This is a genomic window from Promicromonospora sp. AC04 (assembly GCF_003058225.1).
In the GTDB taxonomy this organism is placed as follows: Bacteria; Actinomycetota; Actinomycetes; order Actinomycetales; family Cellulomonadaceae; genus Promicromonospora.
On record NZ_QBUG01000013.1, the window covers coordinates 26,516 to 48,004 of the forward strand.

At 72.8% G+C, this 21,489-nt stretch carries 21 protein-coding genes; 6 read left to right on the forward strand and 15 right to left on the reverse strand.

All coding sequences use genetic code 11. From position 1 onward, the window contains the following. Positions 1–180: 180 nt before the first annotated feature. From hemQ to C8K30_RS26520, 3 genes are all read right to left on the reverse strand, one after another. Positions 181–1,002 (reverse strand): hydrogen peroxide-dependent heme synthase, encoded by an 822-nt coding sequence (hemQ, locus tag C8K30_RS26510; RefSeq protein WP_369941346.1) that lies wholly within the window; start codon positions 1,000–1,002, stop codon positions 181–183. Next, positions 999–2,153: a ferrochelatase gene (locus tag C8K30_RS26515; protein WP_108495907.1), complete on the reverse strand. Its 1,155-nt coding sequence runs from the start codon at positions 2,151–2,153 to the stop codon at positions 999–1,001. The genes hemQ and C8K30_RS26515 overlap by 4 nt, the downstream gene beginning before the upstream one ends. A 140-nt stretch (positions 2,154–2,293) precedes the next feature. Then, positions 2,294–3,172, reverse strand: a complete 879-nt coding sequence (locus C8K30_RS26520) for a LysR family transcriptional regulator (protein ID WP_108495908.1) — start codon at positions 3,170–3,172, stop codon at positions 2,294–2,296. A 72-nt stretch (positions 3,173–3,244) separates the two neighbouring features. On the opposite strand from C8K30_RS26520, the gene C8K30_RS26525 reads away from it, so the two are divergent. Further along, positions 3,245–4,597: an MFS transporter gene (locus tag C8K30_RS26525; protein ID WP_199230720.1), complete on the forward strand. Its 1,353-nt coding sequence runs from the start codon at positions 3,245–3,247 to the stop codon at positions 4,595–4,597. Between the two features lie 104 nt (positions 4,598–4,701). On the opposite strand, the gene C8K30_RS26530 is transcribed toward C8K30_RS26525, so the two are convergent. Beyond that, positions 4,702–5,850: a glycerate kinase gene (locus C8K30_RS26530; RefSeq protein WP_108495909.1), complete on the reverse strand. Its 1,149-nt coding sequence runs from the start codon at positions 5,848–5,850 to the stop codon at positions 4,702–4,704. Between the two features lie 26 nt (positions 5,851–5,876). Continuing rightward, the gene (gene ald, locus C8K30_RS26535) at positions 5,877–6,995 is read right to left on the reverse strand and encodes an alanine dehydrogenase (RefSeq protein WP_108495910.1); all 1,119 of its coding nucleotides are present in this window, start codon (positions 6,993–6,995) and stop codon (positions 5,877–5,879) included. An 86-nt stretch (positions 6,996–7,081) separates the two neighbouring features. Here ald and C8K30_RS26540 point away from each other — a divergent pair, with 86 nt between their 5' ends. Then, positions 7,082–7,981 (forward strand): LysR substrate-binding domain-containing protein, encoded by a 900-nt coding sequence (locus tag C8K30_RS26540; protein ID WP_108495911.1) that lies wholly within the window; start codon positions 7,082–7,084, stop codon positions 7,979–7,981. A gap of 37 nt (positions 7,982–8,018) precedes the next feature. On the opposite strand, the gene C8K30_RS26545 is transcribed toward C8K30_RS26540, so the two are convergent. Together C8K30_RS26545 and C8K30_RS26550 are read right to left on the reverse strand one after the other, a co-directional pair. Further along, positions 8,019–8,507, reverse strand: coding sequence for a MarR family winged helix-turn-helix transcriptional regulator (locus C8K30_RS26545; protein ID WP_233257492.1), 489 nt, complete (start codon positions 8,505–8,507; stop codon positions 8,019–8,021). Between the two features lie 115 nt (positions 8,508–8,622). Beyond that, positions 8,623–9,384 carry an isoprenyl transferase gene (locus C8K30_RS26550; protein ID WP_108495912.1) on the reverse strand — a complete coding sequence of 254 codons (762 nt, stop codon included), beginning with the start codon at positions 9,382–9,384 and terminating at the stop codon, positions 8,623–8,625. Between the two features lie 297 nt (positions 9,385–9,681). Between C8K30_RS26550 and C8K30_RS26555 the strand changes: the two genes are divergently transcribed. Beyond that, the gene (locus C8K30_RS26555) at positions 9,682–10,461 is read left to right on the forward strand and encodes a hemolysin III family protein (protein ID WP_108495913.1); all 780 of its coding nucleotides are present in this window, start codon (positions 9,682–9,684) and stop codon (positions 10,459–10,461) included. Positions 10,462–10,571: 110 nt separating this feature from the next. Here the strand turns inward: C8K30_RS26555 and C8K30_RS26560 are convergent, their stop codons facing one another. The 3 genes from C8K30_RS26560 to mca are packed head-to-tail and all read right to left on the reverse strand — an operon-like array spanning position 10,572 to position 12,704. Next, on the reverse strand, positions 10,572–11,372 hold the full coding sequence (locus C8K30_RS26560; RefSeq protein ID WP_108496045.1) for a carbon-nitrogen hydrolase family protein: 801 nt from the start codon (positions 11,370–11,372) through the stop codon (positions 10,572–10,574). A gap of 37 nt (positions 11,373–11,409) precedes the next feature. After that, a complete protein-coding gene (locus C8K30_RS26565) occupies positions 11,410–11,820 on the reverse strand; it encodes a hypothetical protein (RefSeq protein WP_108495914.1) in 411 nt (136 codons plus the stop codon). Further along, positions 11,817–12,704: a mycothiol conjugate amidase Mca gene (mca, locus tag C8K30_RS26570; RefSeq protein ID WP_108496046.1), complete on the reverse strand. Its 888-nt coding sequence runs from the start codon at positions 12,702–12,704 to the stop codon at positions 11,817–11,819. Before mca ends, C8K30_RS26565 begins: the two co-directional genes overlap by 4 nt. Before the next feature lie 137 nt (positions 12,705–12,841). On the opposite strand from mca, the gene C8K30_RS26575 reads away from it, so the two are divergent. Both C8K30_RS26575 and greA read left to right on the forward strand, forming a co-directional pair. Then, complete coding sequence (locus C8K30_RS26575; protein WP_108495915.1) at positions 12,842–13,360, forward strand: DUF4307 domain-containing protein; 519 nt, start codon at positions 12,842–12,844, stop codon at positions 13,358–13,360. Positions 13,361–13,565: 205 nt separating this feature from the next. Then, positions 13,566–14,048 (forward strand): transcription elongation factor GreA, encoded by a 483-nt coding sequence (gene greA / locus C8K30_RS26580; RefSeq protein ID WP_108495916.1) that lies wholly within the window; start codon positions 13,566–13,568, stop codon positions 14,046–14,048. A gap of 24 nt (positions 14,049–14,072) precedes the next feature. Here greA and C8K30_RS26585 read toward each other — a convergent pair whose 3' ends face one another. The 5 genes from C8K30_RS26585 to C8K30_RS26605 all read right to left on the reverse strand — a co-directional run bounded on the left by C8K30_RS26585 (position 14,073) and on the right by C8K30_RS26605 (position 18,914). Then, the gene (locus C8K30_RS26585) at positions 14,073–15,545 is read right to left on the reverse strand and encodes an RNA polymerase sigma factor (RefSeq protein ID WP_233257493.1); all 1,473 of its coding nucleotides are present in this window, start codon (positions 15,543–15,545) and stop codon (positions 14,073–14,075) included. Beyond that, on the reverse strand, positions 15,542–15,871 hold the full coding sequence (locus C8K30_RS26590; protein ID WP_108495917.1) for a YciI family protein: 330 nt from the start codon (positions 15,869–15,871) through the stop codon (positions 15,542–15,544). The genes C8K30_RS26585 and C8K30_RS26590 overlap by 4 nt, the downstream gene beginning before the upstream one ends. Continuing rightward, complete coding sequence (locus C8K30_RS26595; protein ID WP_108495918.1) at positions 15,871–16,254, reverse strand: YciI family protein; 384 nt, start codon at positions 16,252–16,254, stop codon at positions 15,871–15,873. The genes C8K30_RS26590 and C8K30_RS26595 overlap by 1 nt, the downstream gene beginning before the upstream one ends. A 108-nt stretch (positions 16,255–16,362) precedes the next feature. Further along, positions 16,363–17,613 carry a threonine ammonia-lyase gene (ilvA, locus tag C8K30_RS26600; RefSeq protein ID WP_233257494.1) on the reverse strand — a complete coding sequence of 417 codons (1,251 nt, stop codon included), beginning with the start codon at positions 17,611–17,613 and terminating at the stop codon, positions 16,363–16,365. A 38-nt stretch (positions 17,614–17,651) separates the two neighbouring features. Then, entirely contained in the window at positions 17,652–18,914 is a 1,263-nt protein-coding gene (locus tag C8K30_RS26605) for an AI-2E family transporter (RefSeq protein ID WP_369941360.1), read from the reverse strand. Between the two features lie 203 nt (positions 18,915–19,117). Here C8K30_RS26605 and C8K30_RS26610 point away from each other — a divergent pair, with 203 nt between their 5' ends. After that, complete coding sequence (locus C8K30_RS26610; RefSeq protein WP_108495921.1) at positions 19,118–21,463, forward strand: M6 family metalloprotease domain-containing protein; 2,346 nt, start codon at positions 19,118–19,120, stop codon at positions 21,461–21,463. The last annotated feature ends 26 nt before the right edge of the window (positions 21,464–21,489 follow it).

The window sequence follows — 21,489 nt, forward strand, 5'->3', positions numbered from 1 at the left end:
GTGACCGCACGAATTCGGGGTCGCCTCGCGGGGTGACCGTACGAGTTCGGGGTGTGTTGCTCTGCGTGGACATCGTCTACGCAGAGCAACACACCCCGATCAGGCAGTCACCCTCCGAGCCCGACACGCCGAGCGCGACACGCACCGGACGAACCCGAGGTGAGTCGGCCCGGGGTCGGGTCAGCTCAGGGGCTGGCGGGACGCCCAGGCCTCCAGGGAAGTGCGGGGGCCCGTGAAGAACGGGACCTCCTCGCGCACGTGGCGGCGAGCCTCGGTCGCCCGCAGGTCGCGCATCAGGTCGACGATGCGATGCAGCTCGTCGGCCTCGAAGGCGAGGATCCACTCGTAGTCGCCGAGCGCGAACGCCGAGACGGTGTTTGCCCGCACGTCCTTGTAGCCGGCGGCCGCCATGCCGTGGTCGCGCAGCATGGTGCGGCGCTCGGCGTCGGGCAGGAGGTACCAGTCGTAGGAGCGCACGAACGGGTAGACGCAGATGTAGTCACGCGGCGCCTCGCCCGCGAGGAACGCGGGCACGTGCCCGCGGTTGAACTCGGCGGGGCGGTGCAGCGCGGCGACCGACCACACCGGCTCCAGGGAGCGGCCCAGCTCGGACGCGCGCAGCCGCTGGTAGGCGCCCTGCACGGCCTCGATCGACGGGCCGTGGGTCCAGAGCATGAGGTCGGCGTCGGAGCGCAGGCCGCCCACGTCGTACCAGCCGCGGGTCACGAGGTCCCCGGAGGTCGCGGCCGGGTCGGAACCCCCGCCGACGGCGGACTCGGCGTCGGCCACCACTGCCTTGCGCTCGCCCTCGTCCGCCGGGAGCGTCTCGGTCACGGAGAAGACCGAGAACATCGTGTACCGGATGCTGTCGTTGATGGCGGCGGTGTCGATCTCCTGGCCGGTGTCCCCGTGCACGTGGCCGTGGGTTCCCTCGGTGCCGGGCGCGTCAGTGCCGCGCGCGTCCGCGCCGGGTGCGTTGATGCCGGAAGCTTCGGTGCTCATCGGTGCATGTCCTCGCTGCAGAGTGCCGGGATGCCGCTGGGCTCCTCGTGCCGCCGCAGGCAGCAGTCGGGGGGCGTCACGGACGGGAAGGCGGGCAGAGCACCCACCGTAGCCTCGTCTACCTGCTCGCCTCGGGCGAGACCCGCCCGCTCGACGATCAGGTCCACCAGGCCCTGGACGAACGGCGCGCGCGTACCGACGGTGCCGGCGCGCACGGCGGTCATGCCGAGTTCGGCGGCCGTCGCGAGCGCCTCGGTGTCGAGGTCGTAGACGACCTCCATGTGGTCGCTCACGAACCCGATCGGCGAGAGCACCACGCTCCGCAGGCCCGCCTCGGCGCGCTCGGTGAGCAGGTCGTTCACGTCGGGCTCGAGCCACGGCTGGCTCGGCGGGCCGGAGCGCGAGCAGTACGCCAGCTCCCACTCGACGGCGTGCCCGAGCTGCTCGCCGACGGCGGCCGCGACCAGCGCCGCGACGTCCAGGTGCTGCTCGGAGTAGGTCGCGTGCCCCACGCCGGACGCCGCCTCCATGGTCTCCGGGATCGAGTGCGTCACGAAGACCAGCTTCGCGTCGGCCCCCGAGCCGCCCTTCGCCTCGAGCTCGGCGTAGGCCTCGACGACGGCGTCGACGTTGGCCTGCACGAAGCCCGGGTGGTTGAAGTAGGCGCGGACCTTGTCGAACTGCACGCCCGTAGACCCGTCGGGCCCGAGCTGTCCCCGCTTGTCGAGCGTGGTCGCGAGGTCCTCGCGGTACTGGCGACAGCCCGAGTACGACGAGTAGGCGCTGGTCACGAGCGCGACGGCGCGCTCGGCGCCCAGCTTCTCCAGCTCGTCGAGCGCGTCGCTCGTGTACGGCTCCCAGTTGCGGTTGCCCCACACGACCGGCAGGTCGATGCCACGGGCGGCGAGCTCGGCCTCGAGCGCCGCCTTGAGCGCGAGGTTCTGCTCGTTGATGGGGCTCTTGCCGCCGAACCCGTAGTAGTGCTCGCCCACCTGCTCGAGCCGCTCGTCCGGGATGCCCTTGCCCGCGGTGACGTTGCGCAGGAACGGCACCACGTCCTCAGGTTTGTTCGGGCCACCGAAGGAGTAGAGCAGGAGGGCGTCGTACGGCGCGGCGTCGTGCGCCGCTGGCTGGGGGAAATTCGCGGGCATGCGCACATCTTTCCACCGTCCGGCGTGCCGTTCCGCCCTGAGCGGGGCGAACGGGACGTGACATCGAAGCGACGTCCTGTCAGAACCGCTCGCACGTGTCAGACCCGGGGGTCGCTCGGGTGACCTGCACGTCCGACCACTCACTGCGTAGCATGCACGTTTCCTTCCCGCAGGCGCTCCCGCAAGCCCGGGAGCGCGTCGACCAGTGTCGACGGCGCCGGGCTCCGGGTCACCATCGAGAGGATCACCCGTCCGCGGGTCGGCGCGGGCACGGTCCGGTCGCCCGGGGCCGCATACCAGCGCGCCACCATGTCAGGCACGACGGCGGCGCAACGCCGCTCTCGCGCCGTCCGGACAGCAGCCTCCGCGGTCGCGCCGGGCCGGGCGTGCGCGCCCAGGTCCGTGAGCCTCCGGTGCAGGGCGTCGGCCGTGAGGTCCAGCGGGCAGTAGACGACGGTCTGCCCGGTGTAGGGGCGGCGGCCCGAGCCGGGTGCGGGGGCGCCGTCGGGCAGGAGCGTGACCAGGTCGTGCCGCCCCACCTCGGTGACCAGCAGGCCGCGCGCTATCGGGACCTGCTTCGCTATCGACACGAACGCCGCGTCGAGCGTGCCGCGCTCCACCCACTCCAGCAGCCGGGGCCCGTGCTCCACCTCCGGCTGCACCACGACGTCGTCGAGCAGCACGTCGAGCGCCGCGAACAGCGTGCCCGCGACGCTCGGGAACGCCCCGACCGACACCGTGCGCGACTGCGCCGCCGACAGCGTGCGCTCGACGATCGCGCCCAGGTGGTCGAGCACGTGCGCGGCCTGGTCGCAGAACTCCCGCCCCGCCGCCGTCGGCCGCGCGCCGGTGGTGTCCCGGTCGAAGAGGCTGACACCCACGCGGCGCTCCAGCGCGGCCAGCCGCTGGCTCGCCGAGGGCTGGCTAACCAGCAGCTCGCGGGCGGCCGCGCCGAGCGAGCCGTGCCGTGCGACGGCGTCGACCAGCCGGAGGTCGTCGACCGTGGGATATGAGGTCATAGCACCAGCCTATGTCTGGTCGTTCGCGGACGCCGTCTACCGGCCGCCCCGGAGCCGCCGCAGGATGGCGCTGTGCCCCACCCACACCTCGTCACGCTGACCGCCACTACCTTCGTCACCTGGGCCGGCCAGCGGATCACCGCCGTCGCGCTGCCGCTGGTCGCGCTCGAACAGACCGGGGATGCCTGGACCACCGGGCTCGTCGGCGGCTTCGCCGGCCTACCGCTGCTCACCTCCGCATGGTGGGGACGGCGCCTCCGGTCGCGCCTTAAGTCGGGGCGCGCGCTCGCCGTCCTGCTCGGCGTCCAGGTCCTCGGGCTGGTCCTGGTGCCGGTCGCGGCGGCCTCCGTCGGCGTCGGCGCGGTAATGCTGTGCGCGTCGGGGCTGGTCACGGGCGCGACGGCCGCGATGCTCGCGCCCGCGCAGCGCGCGCTGACCGCCGACCTGGCCGAGCTCCCCGGGAACCCGCCGGGCGTGGGTGCCCGGGCGCTCGCCTGGCAGGACCTCGCGCACCGCTCGTCCATGATCTTCGCGCCGGCGCTCGGTGCGTGGCTGCTGGTCGCCTGGGGCGCCGAGCCGCTTCTGTGGTGCGAGGCAGCGGCGGTCGCGCTGAGCGCGGTGGCGATGGCGACGGTCCCGGCCGCGCACCGCGGCTCGAGCGCTTCCTGGGACGAGGGCGTCTCCCCGAGCGAAGACATCGAGACCCCGGCGGGACCCGACGCACCGAACCGACCGGGCGCGGCGGGACTCGACGAGCCCGGTCGGCAGGACCCTCCCGACACCGTCCCGTCCGTACGCAGCGTGCTGCGCGCCCACCCGGACCTGGCGGTAGGCATCGGGCTGGCGGGGATCGGCGGCATCACCTGGTTCGCGTTCACGCTGGGCCTCGCCCTGCTCGGGGCCGAGCTCGACCGGCCCGGCGAGCTGATCGCCGCGGGCATGACCGGCTACGGCGTCGCGACCGTCGGCGTGTCGTTCGTGGTGCCGCTCGTGATCCACCGGGTGCCGCGCGTCCCGGCGATCGTGGTGTCGTGGGTGATGCTCGGGGCCGCTTACCTGGCGCTGCCAATGGCCGCGCCGAACCTGCTGGCGGTCGGCCTGGTGTCCGCCGTCGGCGGCAGCACCATGCCGTTCGGTATCGCGGCGCTCAACGCGCTCATCGTCGACCGGACCACCGGCGCCGAGCGGAGCGCCGCGTTCACCGCGGAGACCGTGCTGCACAGCGGCGGCGCCTCGGTCGGGCTGCTCGTGGGCGGGGCGCTGATCGGCGCGTTCGGCGCGGGCCCGGTCCTGGTGGTGACGGGGCTGATGCAGGTGGTAGCAGCCCTCGCCGCGGCGTCATGGCTGCGTGCCGCGCGAGCCGGCCAGGAGCCGGTCCTCGCCCCGCCCCGCCAGGGCGGGGCCCGGCTCCGGGAAGCGGGCTGACGTCGGCGCTGTCGAGGTCGGCAGCTTGCATCGACGTCGGCACTTTGCATCGGGATCGGCACAGGCCTGGACCGATCTCGATGCCAAGTACCGACCTCGCGAGGTTATCGGCTGGCGGTGACCAGGCTCGTCACCGCGGCCGCGATGTCGCGCAGGCGGGGCGCGGTGCGGGCGATCAGGTCGTCCAGCTCGACCGGGCCGGGCGCTATCGAGAACGCGGCGGCGATCCCGGCCGCGCGGGCCAGCGCCTCCGGGAGCAGCACCTGACCCGCCACGACGACGACGGGCGGCCGGGTCGGCGACGCCGCGGCGAGGCGTGCGACGCCGTCGGCCACCTTGCCGTTGACCGACTGGGAGTCGAAGGACCCCTCCCCCGTGATCACCAGGTCGGCGTCCGCGAGCGCGGCGGGCAGGCCGACCGCCTCGGCGACGAGCACGGCGCCCGGCGTGGTCTCGGCACCGAGCACGGCGATCAGGCCGGCGGGGACGCCACCCGCCGCACCGGCACCGGGGATCTCGGCTACAACGGTCCCGGTCTCCCGTTCCAGCACCTCCGCCCAGTGCCGAAGCGCGCCGTCGAGAAACTCGGCCTCGCCGTCGCGCGCGCCCTTCTGCGGCCCGAACACGTACGCCGCACCGTGCTCGCCCACCAGCGGGTTGGTGACGTCGACGGCGAGCCGCCAGCGCACCTCGCGTGCTCGTGGGTGCAGCCCGGACAGGTCGAGGGAAGCCACCGAGGCCAGCCCTTCGCCGCCGTCGGGCACCGGGCTGCCGGCGGCGTCGAGGAGGCGCGCCCCGAGTCCGGTCAGGATGCCGGCGCCGCCGTCCGTGGAGGCGGAGCCGCCGAGGCAGACGAGGATCTCGGCGACGCCGGCGTCGAGCGCGGCACGCAGGACGTCGCCGGTGCCGCGGGTGCTCGCGTGCAGCGGCTGCAGGGGAGCGTCCGAGACACGGGGTAGCCCGCTGGCCTCGGCGAGCTCGACCACGGCGGTCCGCCCGTCGGGCGACACCGCCCACCGGGCCGACGTCGGCCGCCCGATCGCGTCCACCGTCTCCGTGACCCGGGCGTCCCCGCCCCAGACGGCGAGCAGCGCGTCGAGGGTGCCCTCGCCGCCGTCGGCCATGGGCAGGCGTGTGACGACGGCGTCCGGGGCCGCGTCGAGCACCCCGTCGGCAACGGCGGACGCGACCTCGGACGCGGACAGGCTCCCCTTGAACGAGTCTGGGCAGACGACGACGCGCAGCGGCTTCACGCGCCGATCGTAGGCCGTGGCGGGTGTCAGTCCGCCAGGATCTCGGCCACCGGAACCACCTCGGCGCCGAACGCCTCGGCCACGCCTGCGTTGGTGATGCGCCCCGCATGGGTGCTCAGTCCCGCGGCGAGCGCGGCGTCGGCGCGCAGCGCGTCCCGCCAGCCCTTGTCCGCGAGCGCGGCGACGTACGGCAGCGTCGCGTTGGTCAGCGCGCGGGTCGACGTCGCGGGCACCGCTCCGGGCATGTTCGCGACGCAGTAGTAGAGGGTGTCGTGCACGGCGAAGGTCGGGGCGTCGTGCGTGGTGGGGTGCGAGTGCTCGAAGCAGCCGCCCTGGTCGATGGCGATGTCGACGAGCACGGCGCCGGGCTTCATCGCCTTGACCATGGCGTCGGTGACGAGCTTGGGCGCGGCCGCGCCGGGAACCAGGACCGACCCGATGACGAGGTCCGCGGACTCGACCTGCTCCGCGACCTCGTAGGTCGTCGACGCGCGGGTGGCGACTGCCCCGCCGAACCGCGCCTCGAGGCGGCGCAGCGCAGGCAGGGACACGTCCAGGACGGTGACGTCGGCGCCCATGCCGAGCGCGTTCGCGGCCGCGTGCTCGCCGGCCACACCGCCGCCGATCACGACGACCTTCGCCTTGGGCGTGCCGGGCACGCCGCCCATGAGCACCCCGGTGCCGCCCTGCGGCCGCATCAGGTGGTAGGCCCCGACCTGCGCGGACAGTCGTCCGGCGACCTCGCTCATGGGGCTGAGCAGCGGGAGCGAGCGGTCGGGCAGCTGGACGGTCTCGTAGGCGATGGCGGTGGTTCCCGCGGCGAGGAGTGCGTCGGTGCAGGGTGCGGACGCCGCGAGGTGCAGGTAGGTGAAGAGCGTCAGGTCGGGCCGCATGAGCGCGTACTCGGGCTCGATCGGCTCCTTGACCTTGACCAGCAGGTCGGCGGTGGCCCAGACCTCCTCGGCCGTGTCGACGGTGCGCGCGCCGGCGAGCCGGTACGCGTCGTCGGTGAAGCCGGAGCCCTGCCCGGCGCCGGCCTGCACCAGCACGTCGTGGCCCCGGCGGACCAGCTCGTGGGCGCCGGCGGGCGTGAGCGCGACCCGGCTCTCGTTGTTCTTGATCTCCGTGGGGACGCCAACGTTCATGGTGTGACGGTAAGCACAGTGCCGTGTTCGGGTCCAGGCCACGTTCCCGAATAGAATGTTCGGCTAACCTGCACAATGATGGGCCCATGCTCAACCCGTGGCGCCTACGTCTCCTGCACCAGCTGCACCTGCTCGGCACCGTGCGCGCCGTGGCAGAGGCGGCCCACATGAGCCCCTCGAGCGTCTCTCAGCAGCTTGCCACGCTTGAGTCCGAGGCGAAGGCTCAGCTCTTCGAGCGCGCGGGGCGGCGCATCCGGCTCACGCCCGCCGGCGTCGCCCTCGCGGGTCACGCCTCCGAGATCCTCGACCGGATAGCGGACGCCGAGGCCGACATCGCAGGCCTGCACTCCGAGCCCACCGGAGTCGTGCGGCTCGCCGCGTTCACCAGCGCCTTCCACGGCATAGTGGTGCCGGCCGTCGCGGCGCTCACCCAGGAGCACCCCCGGATCTCGGTGCAGCTCACCGAGGCGGAACCCCTGGTCAGCCGCCGCGCGCTGCAGCGCGGCGAGGTGGACGTCGCCGTCTGCGCGGACTTCCCGGACGCCCCCGTCCCGCCCGACGCCGACCTCGCCCGCATGCCCCTGACGGGCGACCGCGTGGTGCTGGTGACGGCACGCGACACGGTCACCGGCGCGCGCTCGGGGCGCGTCGACCTGGCCACGCTCGCGGACGAGCCGTGGGCGTTCGAGCACCCCGGCGCCCATCTGGCCGACCTCGCCGAACGCCTCTGCCGGCGCGCCGGGTTCACGCCCAGGGCCGTTGCCCGGTTCGAGAGCCACGGCACGCTGCTGAGCCACGTCGAGGCCGGGCTGTCGGTCACGCTGCTGCCGATGCTCGCCGTCCACGACCGATATGCGGTGCACACGCTGGACCTCACCGACCCGCCCCGGCGCGACATCCACCTCGTGGCGCGGCGCACCACGATGGACCGGGCGGCCGTGCGCGTGGTCGTGGAAGCACTCCGTGACCAGGCGCGATCCGCCTGATCCGGCTGATCCGCCTGATCCGGCGGGGTCGGAGCCCTCAGAAGTCGTCGATGTCGGCCTGCGCCCCACGCAGGGCGTCGGTGAGCTGGCGCAGCTGCGCCAGGTCCTCGGCGTCCAGTGCGGGACCCACGTAGTGCGCGATGGAGCGCACGTGCCGGCGGCCGAGCTCCTTCTGGATCATGGAGCCCTCCTCGGTGAGGCTCACCAGGACGCCGCGACCGTCGTCGGGCGAGGGGTGCCTCTGCACCAGGCCGCGCTTCTCGAGGCGCTCCACCATGCGCGACAGCGAGGACTGGGCCATGAGGATGTTCTCGTTGAGCTCGCGCAGCCGAAGCGTCTCCTCGGGTGCGAGAGCGAGGGTGAACAGCACGTCGTACTCACGCATGCTCAGATCACCCCAGATGTCGTCCGCCAGGAGCCGGCGCATCACCGTCACCTGGGCACGGAAAAGCGACTCCCACGCCTCGGCCGCCTCACGCGCCGACGGCACACGTCGCTCGATCATCAGCGTGCCCTCCTTTGTCATCTCCGGCACGCTACCTGACTGAACTTTCACTTACCTACCTGGGCACGTGGTGACGAATTTCGCCATGCGAATTACCGGCGCCAGGCCGGTTGCGGATCGCTCTCGGCGCACCTCGTCACCGCCCGAGACGACGCTCGCGGAGGGAGAAGTCGCGCAGCGCGCGCAGGAAGTCGACGCGCCGGAACGCAGGCCAGTAGGCCTCGCAGAAGTAGAACTCGCTGTGCTGGCTCTGCCACATGAGGAACCCGCCGATGCGCTGCTCCCCCGAGGTCCGGATGACCAGTTCCGGATCCGGCTGGCCCTTCGTGTACAGGTGCTCGGCGATGTGCTCGACGTCGATCGACTCGGCGAGGTCCGCGAGCGTGGCCCCGTCCTTCGCGCGCTCGGTGAGGTAGGAGCGGACGGCGTCGGCGATCTCGGTCCGGCCGCCGTACCCGATGGCGACGTTGACCTGCAGGCCCTTGACGCCGGCCGTCCGGTCGGCAGCGGTGCGCAGGGCGGCGGCCAGCCGCGCGGGGAGCAGGTCGAGCCGCCCGATGACGCGCAGGCGCCAGCGGCCCGACTCGGCGAGGTCGGAGACGGCGTCCTCGATGATGTCGAGGAGGTTGCTCAGCTCACCGGCGGACCGGCTCAGGTTGTCCGTGGAGAGCATCCACAGCGTGACGACCTCGATGCCCAGCGAATCGGCCCAGCCGAGGAACTCGGTGATCTTGTCGGCGCCGCGGCGGTGTCCCGTCGCCGCCGTCTCGCCGAACGAGCGCGCCCACCGGCGATTGCCGTCGAGCATCACGCCGATGTGCCGGGGCAGCGTGGCGCCGTGCAGGGCGGACGCCAGACGTCGCTCGTAGAGGCGGTACAGCGGGCTGGGCAGGCGCACGGATACCTCAGGAAGTCGGGGCCGTACCCGCCGCGCGAAGCGGTCCGGACGGCGGCTCTGATGCCGGGTCGAGTACCCGGCGGGACGTGGACAAAGGTACCCCTCGAACCCGCGTGTTCCGGCTCGCCCGGCCCGTCATGGGCGCTTGACGAGCGACTCCCGCCAACCCGGCGCAGGATCTTCACAAGGCCCTTGTCCGGTCGGCAATCCCCTTACCTACGCTAGAGTAAGTTACGCAACCGTAGGTAGTGCCCCGGCATCAGGAGGCACCGGTTGCCGAACGTTAAGGAGACGAGCGTGGTAGCTCAAGCTGATGGGCCGGACCGCTCGGCCGGACGCCTGAACGACGTCACGGACAAGGTCTCGGAGACGTTCGACGGCGTGCGCGACAAGGCCAGCGACGTCGTGCAGGTCATCTCGACCTCGGTGTCCGGGATCGAGAAGAAGATCAAGCCGCGCCTGCGCGGCTGGATCCACGCCGGCACGTTCCCGTTCGCCCTCGCGGCCAGCATCGTGCTCGTCGCACTTGCCCCGACCGTGCCTGGCAAGGTCTCCGCGGCCGTGTTCGGCCTGAGCGCCTGCCTCCTGTTCGGCGTCTCCGCGGTGTACCACCGCGGCAACTGGTCGCCCCGGACGGAAGCCGTGCTGCGGCGCCTCGACCACACCAACATCTTCCTGATCATCGCGGGCACCTACACGCCGCTCGCGGTGCTGCTCCTGCCCGGGAGCCAGGGGACGGTGCTGCTCGCACTGGTGTGGGGCGGCGCGCTGCTCGGGCTGCTGGCCCGCATCTTCTGGCTGAACGCGCCCCGCTGGGTCTACGTGCCGGTCTACCTCGCGCTCGGCTGGGTGGCCGTCGCCTACATGGGCCAGTTCTGGGCCACCGGCGGGCCTGCGGTCGTGTGGCTCATCGCGGCGGGCGGCGTCGCCTACACGGCCGGCGCGATCGTCTACGGCACCAAGAAGCCCGACCCCAGCCCGGCCTGGTTCGGCTTCCACGAGATCTTCCACGTGTGCACCGTGCTCGGGTTCGCGTGCCACGTGGTCGCGATCTACCTGGCCAACCTCGCGATCTGACGCGCGCCCCGCAGCACGTTCCGACGTCGCGCGGGATCGCTGCCGCCACGGCTTCGGCTCAGCCCTTACGGCAGGCGCCCGCACACGACACCCGGCCCTGCCCGGAGCGCTCAGACGCCCGTCGGCACCACGGTGTAGCGGCGGTTCGCCAGCGACGGGTTGGTCTTGCGGACCGCCGCGAGCGGCGCGGGGTCCAGGTCGACCGTGCGGTAGGCCTCTTCCTCACCCATCTCCAGCCCGACCACTCCGTCCGGGCCCACCAGCAGCGTGCGGCCGATGACGCTCTTACCCGTCATGCCGACGCCGATCACCACCGCGGTGTTCTCGATCGCCCGTGCCTGGAGCAGCGTGCGCCAGTGCTCGGCCTTGAGCGGGCCCGCTACCCAGGCGGCCGGGTACACCAGCACGTCCGCCCCGGCGTCGACCAGCCGGCGGGCCGACTCCGGGAACCGCAGGTCGTAGCAGGTCAGCACCCCGAAGGTGAGCCCGCCCAGGTGCAGGGTGACCGGGTCGGCGTCGGCGGGGCCGGGCTCCAGCAGCTCCGACTCCTGATAACCGAACGCGTCGTACAGGTGCACCTTGCGGTAGACGCCGGCGATCTGGCCCGCGCCGTCGACCACGACCAGCGCGTTGGCCGCGCGGACGCCGTCGGAGCCCGGCAGCGTGACGCCGGCGATCACGGCGATCCCGTGCTTGCGCGCCCTGGCCCGCAGGAGCGTGACGAACGGTCCGTCGAGCTGCTCTGCGTGCTCCGGTCCGACGCCGTGCGGGCTGTAGGCGGAGGCGTACTCGGGCAGCACCAGGAGGTTCGCCTTGACCCGCTCTGCCGCCTTGAACGCGTCGAGCACGACCTGGCGGTTGGCCCCGTGGTCTTCGGAGACAGCCACCTGTGCGACCGTCACCCGGACCATGCCGGCCCCCGTGCCCGGCCCGGCCGACCCAGTCTGGTCAGCCACGCGAACCGCCGCGCTCGCTCGTGGCAGGCCCGTCGGCGGGGCCCTCGTCGGTGTCGGAGTCGGTGTCGGACCCGGCAGACTCGGGTGACCCCGCAGACTCGGTTGACCCGGCTGACCCGGCGGCGCCGAATTCGGCGTCCCCGTCCGTCCGCCGGAAGGCGATGCCCTCGGGCTCAGCGATCGGAAGGCCCTGCTGACGGGCGTTGTGGCCGGCCCGGCGCAGGTGCTTGCTCATGTTCAGGAACAGCAGCACGCACGCGACAGCGAGCGCAAACGTGACCAGGAAGCCGATCAGCCCCGGCGAGACCTGCCACGTCTCCAGCCCCGGGCGGAGCTGGCCCTCGGTGGGGTGCGGCGAGGGGTCGGTGGCGAGAGCGACGGCGCCGGCCAGCAGCGGGCTCATGCGGGAACCTCCGACCGGACGCCCTCGAACAGGTCCTCCTCGTACTCGCCGTCCGCGCGCTCGGGCAGCGGCACGCGGGTCTCGGCGAGCTCGTACTCGTCCCACGGATACACGTCGACCTCGAGGTCGCGCGGCACGGCGAAGAAGAACCCGTTGGGGTCGATCTGCGAGGCGTGGGCCGTCAGGGCGGCGTCCCGGTTCGGGAAGTAGTCGGCGACCTTGATCAGCGTGGTCACGGTGCGCTCCGGGATCTCGCGTGCGTCGCGCGACTCGACCCAGTCGCCGAACGGCGACTCCAGCCCAGCGCCCTCCATGGCCTCGTGCACCGCGCGGATGCGCTTCATCGAGAAGCCGTGGTTGTAGTACAGCTTGAGCGGCTCCCACGGCTCCCCCGTGCCCGGGTAGCGGTCCGGGTCGCCCGCCGCGGCGAACGCCTCGACCGACACCTGGTGGCACTTGATGTGGTCGGGGTGCGGGTAGCCGCCCGACGGGTCGTAGGTAGTCATGACGTGCGGCCGGAACTCGCGCACCGCCTGCACCAGCGGTGCGGCGGCCTCCCCCAGCGGGACCAGCCCGAAGGAGCCCTCCGGGAGCGGGGGCAGCGGGTCACCCTCCGGCAGGCCCGAGTCCACGAAGCCCAGCCACTGCTGGCGCACGCCCATTGCTTCTGCGGCCCGAGCCATCTCCAGCCGACGCACGGCACGGCGGCCCTCGATCGACTCGAACTCGTGCCCCTCGGGCACCTCGAACGACGGGTTCAGGATGTCGCCCCGTTCGCCCCCGGTGCACGTCACGACGAGGACCTCCACCCCCTCTGCGGCATAGCGGGCCGTCGTCGCGGCCCCCTTGCTCGACTCGTCGTCAGGGTGCGCGTGCACCGCCATCAGACGGAGCGGCTCGCGCTCGGGTACGGACACTGGGTCCTCCTGTGGGGGGTGGGGCTGGGACAATCGCTCTTATGGACCATGATGGTCCACGGACAATCTTGCTACGAACCACCGACAACCCCGAGCGAGCCGTGATGACCGACCCAGACCCCGCCGTCCCGACCGGCAGCACGAGCACGCCGGCGCCGGACCTCGCCGAGCGCTACGGCCGCGCACGGACCGGATCGCGGAAGCCCGGAGGCACCTCGGGCCGGCCGGGCCAGGACGACCCGTGGGAGGAGGGCGACGACGTCCGGCCCCGGCCGAAGCTCTCGGTGGGCGCCCGGATCGCCGTGACCCTGGCTCTGGCGGCCGGCGTCGCGATCGCCGCGTGGTTCACGATCGCCGACACGCAGCGCGACCCCGTCACCTTCACCGACGTCGGGTTCTCGGTGGAGAGCCCCGAGGAGGTCGAGGTGACCTTCGACGTCAGCATGCCGCCGGGGACCGAGGCCGTGTGCACGGTGACCGCCCTGAGCAAGAGCTTCGCGGAGGTCGGCGCGGTCGACGTCGAGGTCGGCCCGGACGCGGCCCGCACCGCGCGGCACACGGTGACCATCGCCACTACGGAGCTCGCGACCACCGGCGTCGTCGACCACTGCGACCTGCGCTGACACGCGGCCCTCGAAAGCGGTCCCGGCGTCCGCTCAGAGCGGAACACGGGAATGTCTTGGCACGTCTTTCCCGGCAATTGGTATTCTCGTCGTTTCACACGCTGAGTTTTCCGGCTGACGCGCGTGCCCGATCGGCTCCGTCGGCCGGGACTTGCGCGCTGCCGGAACTGTGGCTCGATCGAGCAACGACGAAAGGAGAGCCCCCGTGGCCGACGCATCTGTCACCTGGCTCACCCAGGAGGCGCACGACAAGCTCAAGGCCGAGCTGGAGCATCTCTCCGGCCCTTACCGGTCGGAGATCACCGAGCGCATCGCCGCTGCCCGTGACGAGGGCGACCTCAAGGAGAACGGCGGGTACCACGCCGCACGCGAGGAGCAGGCGAAGAACGAGGCACGCATCCTCGAGCTCACCGAGAAGCTCCGGAACGTCCACGTCGGCACGCCGGCGGACGACGGCAAGGTCGAGCCGGGCATGGTCGTGACCGCAATCGTCGCCGGCGACGAGATGAACTTCCTCTTCGGCTCGCGCGAGATGGCCGGGTCCACCGACCTCGACGTGTACTCGCCGACGTCGCCCCTCGGCGCCGCCATCGACGGCAAGTCGATCGGTGCGAAGACGAGCTATCACGCCCCCAACGGGAACGACATCCCCGTGGAGATCACGGGAGCGAAGCCCTTCCAGGGCTGAGCCCAGCAGAGACCGACGGGCCTGTCAGACGGCCGGATCACCCTGGTGACCCGTACGTCCGGCGGGCCCGTCGGCGTCCGCCGGGTCCGCAAGCGCTGGGTCCGCAAGCGCTGGGTCCGGAAGCGCCAGGTCCACGAACGCCAGGTCCGCGAGCCGCCGGCTCAGGAGCCGGCGATCCCCCTCCCGGTCCACCTGGTCGAGCGCCCGCCGGTACTCCGCCGCGGCCTGGGCCGGCCGGCCCGCGCGCCGCAGCAGGTCGGCCCGCACCGCCGGGAGCAGGTGATAGGCCGCTAGCTCGGGTGCGGACGCGACGTCGTCGAGCGCGACCAGGCCTGCCTCGGGTCCCCGGAGCATCCCGACCGCTACCGCCCGGTTGAGCGCCACGACGGGCGAGGGCGTCATGTCCACCAGGACGTCGTAGAGCGCGGTGATCTCGGCCCAGTCCGTGTCCTCGGCCGACGCCGCCCGCGCGTGCAGCGCCGCGATCGCCGCCTGCACCTGGTAGGGCCCGGCGCGGCGAGCAGCGAGGGCGGCGTCGAGCACCGCCAGCCCCTCGGTGATCTCGTCGTCCTGCCAGAGCGACCGGTCCTGCTCCTCCAGGGTGCGCGGCACCGCGTCGGGTTCGGCGCCCAGGCGAGCCCGCCGCCGCGCGTGCTGGAGCAGGAGCAGCGCGAGCAGCCCGCGAGCCTCGGGCTCGCCGGGCAGGAGGCGCGCGACGAGCCGGGCGACGCGCACGGCGTCGTCGGCCAGGGCGCGGCGTGCCTCGGCGCCCGCGACGTCGTCGGTGGGCTCCGCCCAGGCGTCGTAACCCTCGGTGAACAGGACGTACAGCACCGCGAGCACCGCGGAGACACGCTCGTGCAGCAGCTCGGGCGGCGGCACGCGGAACGCGATCCCGGTGCTCCGGATCTTGCGCTTGGCCCGGGTCAGGCGCTGGGCCATTGTGGTCTCGGGCACGAGGAAGGCGCGGGCGACCTGCGCCGTCGTCATACCGGTGAGGGAGCGCAGGGTGAGCGCCACCCGCCCCTCCAGGGGCAGGGCCGGGTGGCAGCAGGTGAAGACGAGGCGCAGCAGGTCGCCGTCCGGGTCCTCCGGTTCGACGCCGGCCCAGCCGTCGCCGGCGTCCACGGCGTCGGCCGCCTCCGCGGCCGGGTCGTCGACGTCGGGGTCGAGCCGCTCGGTGAGGCGCGCCGATACCGCCATCTTTTCCGTCTCGACCTTGCGGCGCCGCAGCCGGTCCAGCGCGCGGTTGCGCGCCGTGGTGGTGAGCCACGCGCCGGGGCGCTCGGGCACGCCGTCGCGCTGCCAGGTACGCAGCGCGACGGCGAACGCCTCCTGGGCGCAGTCCTCCGCGAGGTCGAGGTCGCCGGTGCTGCGGGCCACGGCTGCGAGCACCCGCGCCCACTCGTCGCGGAAGGCCGCGGTGACGGCCTGCCCGACGTCGGGCGCCTGCCCGACGTCGGCCGTCGGCCCGGTCACGGGCTCGTGGCCGGTCACGGGCTCGTGGGCCAGAACGGGTGCACCTCGACCGTCCCGTTCCGCGCGCCGGGGAACGCGGCGGCGATCGCGAGCGCCTCCTGCAGGCTGTCCGCCTCCACGACGTCGAACCCGCCGATGACCTCCTTCGACTCAGAGAAGGGCCCGTCCGTCACGACGGTCTCGCCCTCGCGCACCGTCACGCGGCGGACGTCGGCGCCCGGGCGCAGGCGCGACCCCAGGATCCGCGCCCCCGAGGCGTCCTGCTCCGCGACCCAGGCCTCGGTCTCCGGGGTCGGCCCGCGATCGGGGGTGTCGGGCTCGATGACGAGCATGAGATAGCGCATCAGCGCTCCGCCGTCTTGGCCTCGTGCACCGCGGCCCCCTTGTCGCTCTCGAGGTCCAGCGGCCAGAAGGGGCGCAGCTCGATAGCACCGGTGTAGGCCATCGGGTGGGCCGCGGCGATCTTGATGGCCTCGTCGAGGTCGGGCGCCTCGAGGACGTCGAAGCCCGCGATCACTTCCTTGGTCTCGGAGAACGGGCCATCGGTGACGACCACCTCGCCGGCGCGGAACTGCACGCCCACGGCGTCCGCGGGCGGGCGCAGCCGTTCGCCGATGACGGCGTGGCCCGTGCCGTAGGTGTCCCGCACCCAGTCCTCGATCTTGGGCACGTCGCCGGGCTCGGCGGGGACGTCGGGGGTGGACAGGACGAGCATGAGGTAACGCATGGTGTGCTCCCTTCCCGGGGATGTTCCCCGGGTCATGGTCGCGCGGCCGGGCGGCCGCGTCACCCTGACGACGAACGGGAATCAGCCCGCACGACACCCGCCCGCGAATCAGAGAGCGGTGACCTCGTAGCCCTCGGACTCCAGCCGTTCCACGACGGCGGAGCGGTGGTCGGTGCCCTTGGTCTCGAGCTGCAGGTTGACCGACACCTCGGACACCGAGAGCGAGACGTCGGTGCGCGTGTGGTCGACGGCCACGATGTTGGCCCCCGCGGCGGCGATGGTCTCCACGAGCCGGGCGAGCGCGCCCGGCTTGTCCATCAGCCGCACCTGGAGCTTCAGGTACCGCCCGGCCGCGACGAGGCCGTGCTGCACCACGCGGAGCAGGACGAGCGGGTCGATGTTCCCGCCGGACAGCACCGCGACGACCGGCCCTTCGAACGCGCCGTGCCCGGCGGCCATGATCCCGGCGACACCCGCCGCACCGGCGGGCTCGACCATCAGCTTCGAGCGCTCCAGCACCGCGAGCAGCGCGCGCGAGAGCTGGTCCTCGGTGACGGTCCGCACCTCGACGCCCTGCTTCTGCACGATCCCGAACGGCACGTCGCCCGGCAGGCCCACCGCTATGCCGTCGGCCATGGTGGCGCCGAGCGCGCTGGCCAGCGGCTTGCCCGCCTTCAGCGAGCCCGGGTACGCCGCGGCCGACGCCGCCTGCACGCCCACGACCTTCACGTGGGGCGCGACCTCGGCCAGCACTGCGGCGATCCCGGCGACGAGCCCGCCACCGCCCAGCGGCACGACTACGGTGGCGACGTCCGGCACCTGCTCCAGGATCTCCAGGGCGACGGTGCCCTGGCCCGCGACGACGTCGACGTGGTCGAAGGGGTGGATGAGCACGCGGCCGGACCGGGCGGCCTCGACCCGCGCGGCGGCGAGGGCCTCGTCCACGGACGAGCCCACCATCCGCACCTCCGCCCCGTACCCGCGGGTCGCGGCCACCTTGGGCAGGGCCGCGTCGACCGGCATGTAGACGACGGTGTCGATGCCGAGCATCCCGGCGGCGAGCGCAACACCTTGCGCGTGGTTCCCGGCCGAGGCCGCCACGACGCCGCGCTCCCGTTCGGCGGCCGACAGGCGCGCGAGCCGCACGTACGCACCGCGCACCTTGAACGAACCGGCGCGCTGCAAGTTCTCGCACTTGAGCAGCACCTTCGTGCCCGCGATCGTGGAGAGCAGGCGGCTCTCGGCGATGGGCGTACGGGTGATGACACCGTCGAGCAGGTCGGCGGCAGCCCGGGCGTCGTCGGCGGTCACCGTGAGGTGGCCGCCGTAGGACTCCAGGTCGAACGGATCCAGTGGCACAGCGGGCATGCTGCCCGACTACGGCCCCAGATGCACGTTCAGCGGCTCTGATCACCCTCCGGCGTGGCGTCGCCCTCGGCGGGCAGGCCGTCCGCGACGGCCGTCTCGGCCGCCGCACCGGAGGCGCGGCGCAGCCGGATCGGCGGTGCGTCGGCGGCTCGCCAGCGGATGGGCAGGGCGTCCTCGTCACCGAGCTCAGGGAACTTGTCGTGCCCGTTGAGGTACAGGATCACGGTGTTCAGCAGGGCAGCGAGCGGCACCGCGAACAGTGCGCCGATGATGCCGGCGGCGTACGACCCGGCGGCCACGGCGAGGATCACGGCGACCGGGTGCAGCGAGACGGCCTGGCCCATCAGGAACGGCTGCAGCGCGTGCGCCTCGATCTGCTGCACCAGCAGCACCACGCCGAGCATGATCAGGGCGGCGACCCAGCCGTTCGACACGAGCACGACGACGACCGCGATGGCGCCAGTGACGATGGCACCGACCACCGGCACGAACGAGCCGACGAACACGAGGATGCCGATCGGCAGCGCGAGCGACGGGACGAAGAACACCGCGCCGATCCCGATGCCCACGGCGTCGACCGCGGCGACGAGGATCTGCGTGCGGGTGTAGGCGGCCAGCGTGACGGCGCCGCGCCGGCCGGCCTGGTTGACCCGCTCCCGGGACGACAGCGGGAGCAGGCCGACGATCCAGCCCCAGATGCCGCGCGGGTCGTGCAGGAAGAAGAACGTGCAGAACAGCGCGATCAGCGCCCCGACCAGCACGCTGCCGGCGGTGGCGGCGGCGCCGAGGGCGCCGCTCACGATGGCCCCCTGCTGCGCCTCGAGCTGGTCGAGGATGTCCTGGCTGTAGGTCTCCAGCTCGTTCTCCAGCCCGAACTGCGCCGAGACCTGCGTCCACAGCTCGTTGAAGCCGTTGATGGCCTGCGTCGTCAGGTCGGCGAACCCGTTCGCGATCGACTGCCCCGCCAGGGTGATCAGACCGGCGACCACCACGATCAGCCCGACCAGCGAGAGGCCGGCGGACAGCCCGCGCGGCAGGCGCAGCCGCTCGTTCAGCAGACGCCGCACCGGCGTCAGCATGATCGTGAGGAGCAGTGCCACCGCGACCGGGACCACTATCGTCTTGAGCAGCGCGAGGAGCCACAACGCGGCGGCGATGAACGCCCCGATGAGGAGCATGCGCCAGGACCAGGCGGCGGCGGCTCGGATGGCTGGCGGGACCGCCCCCGAGCCGTCGGTGGGCGGCGCGGTGGTCTGGCTGGACGGCACGCTTGTCTCCTCGGTCTGCGACACGGATCAAACCCTAGGGGAGCACACCGACACACCGCTGGCCTGCTCACGCGCCGCACGGAAGGTGCACCGTGCGCACACGGATCCGACAGATGTCGGAACGAACGCCCGACACCTGACCGATGACGCAGGGGGCCGGCGCTCGTAGCCTCGCGGCACGGCCCGCTCTGGGTCGTGTCACGAACGATCCGGGAGGGCGGCCCCGCATGAGGCTCCGATCAGGTTCACGACCGACACCAGCACCCGGAGCCACCGGACGGGCCGCGCGGTGGACGGCGGCCGTCGCCGGCGTCGCCGCGCTCGCCGTCTCCATCACCTTTCCCCTGGCGGGGGCGACGTCGACCGAGGAGGGGACCGCTCCGGCGTCGGGCAGCCCGATCGCCGCGCCGGACCCGCAGGACTGGACCGACCAGGCGGACATGACCTGGGAGGACTACAGCCCGGTGCGGCCGGCGGAGTGGGACTCGGCTCAGACCTCCCAGGGCAGCGACGTGCAGTACCGGACGGCGGTGATCCTGCTGGAGTTCGAGGACCAGCCGTTCCTCATCACGCAGGACCCGCAGTCGCACCCGTTCGGCAACCCGCAGAGCGGGTTCCAGCCGGTGGCTCCCGAGGACGTCAGACAGTGGTACTACGACTACTACGCCACCCCGAGCGAGTACAACGGCGGCCAGACCCTGCACGGGTACTGGATGGAGGACAGCCACGGCAAGATCGGTGTCGACGTCGAGGTGTTCGGCCCGTACGAGCTGCCGGGCAAGCTGCACGAGTACGGGTACAGCGGGTCGTTCAACGCGCCGATCGAGGAGTACTGCCCGCAGGGCGACGACTGCACCAAGGACATCCGCACGGCCGGCTTCGCCGCCTGGCACGAGGACCTGGGCGGCTGCGCGGAGCAGCTCTGCGGCTACGACAACGCCTTCTGGGTGACGGCGGGGCACGACGAGTCCTCCACCTGGGAGGAGTTCGGGCAGATGATGTTCGAGTCCCCCGAGGACGTCCCGGACGCGCTGGGCCCGCCGCGCGACGAGAACGGCGAGCCGCCGCTCAACCAGAACGGCGACCCGATGCCGAACTGGGCGCCCACCCGGTACGTGGACTGGACGTCGTGGCGCGCGGCCGCGAACCACTGGCCCAACGCCGGCGGTGGCACCTCGACGCAGGCGGAGAGCTCGGGCCTGAGCGTCTTCGCGCACGAGTTCAGCCACCTGCGCAGCCTGCCGGACAACTACAACAACCCGTTCGCGGACAACACCCGCGCCTTCACCGGCTACTGGGAGATGATGAGCCGCGGCTCCTTCAACGGGCCGGGCGGCACCCACAACCGGTGGCAGATCCCGAACGCGGGCGGCTCCGCCCTCGGGCCGCACCACATGCTCCACTTCAAGCAGGACCTCGGCGTGCTCACCGCCGACGACCAGGTCCTCCTGACCCGGTCCGAGCTGGCGGAACAGGGCCTCGCGGTCGCCACCCTGAAGGCCCGTTCCTCGGTGCCGGACGGCGACAAGGTCGGCCTCGAGGTCACGCTCGACGGCGGGTACACCGCCGGCCAGTGCGCCGCCGACCTACCCGAGGACACCGACTTCTGGTGCCCGGACGGCACGGGCTGGAACGACTTCACGATGGAGGTCGTGGACCGGGTCGGCAACGACTCGTTCACCGCGGGCCACGGCGTGCTCCTCGCGCAGAACCAGCCCCAGGGCTCCCCGCGCGAGTGGATAGTGGACGCCAACCCCGAGAACATCAACCGCATCGACTACTACCGCCCGGACGGCACCCCCGTCCCCGTGGTGCGCGGCGACCCCCGCCAGCTCGACGACGGCACGTTCCACGCGGGCACCGCGTCGGGCAGCTCGTACGAGTACGTGGACGAGCCCAACAACCTGCACATGTACGTCCTGGACGTCTCGCGCGACGCCGAAGGCGCCTTGACCTACGACGTCGCGGTACGCAACCTCGACGCCTCCGGAACGGCTCTGCGCGGCGCCCGGCTCGGCCGGGCCCAGCAGCACCCGGTCGGCGACCGCACCACGCTGGTGAACGTGCCGCTCAAGAACACGGGCGAGGCCGGCGACGGCGTCTTCGGCTCGGACGTGTACCGGATCTCGGCCTCGGTGCAGGGCCGGGGCTGGGACGTGACGCTCCCGTACGAGGTGACGGCGGTCGAGGCGGGCGGCACGCTGCCCGTGTCGGCCTACGCGACGGCGTCCGACGGCGCCGCGCGGTCCGCGACCCTGACCCTCACCGTCGTGAGCGAGTCCGACCCGACCGTCTCGAAGACGGTCCGCGTGCCGCTGCGGGCGAAGGCGCCGACCGTGCGCTCCCTGTCCGACCTGGTGGACGACTACCAGGAGCGCGGCGTGCTCACCCGGGGCGAGGCGCGTCAGCTGGAGGCGCAGCTGCGGATCGCGGCCCAGGCGCCCGGCGGCGCGGCGGACGCGGCCCTGGCGCGGTTCGTCCAGGACGCGGAGGGCCTGGCCGACGTCGGGCAGCGCAATCTCGCCGCGGCCGCGCTCGCCGCGGCGGCCGGTGAGCTGCGGGACACGGAGTGAACCTGAGGTCCATCGGTTCGGGGCTT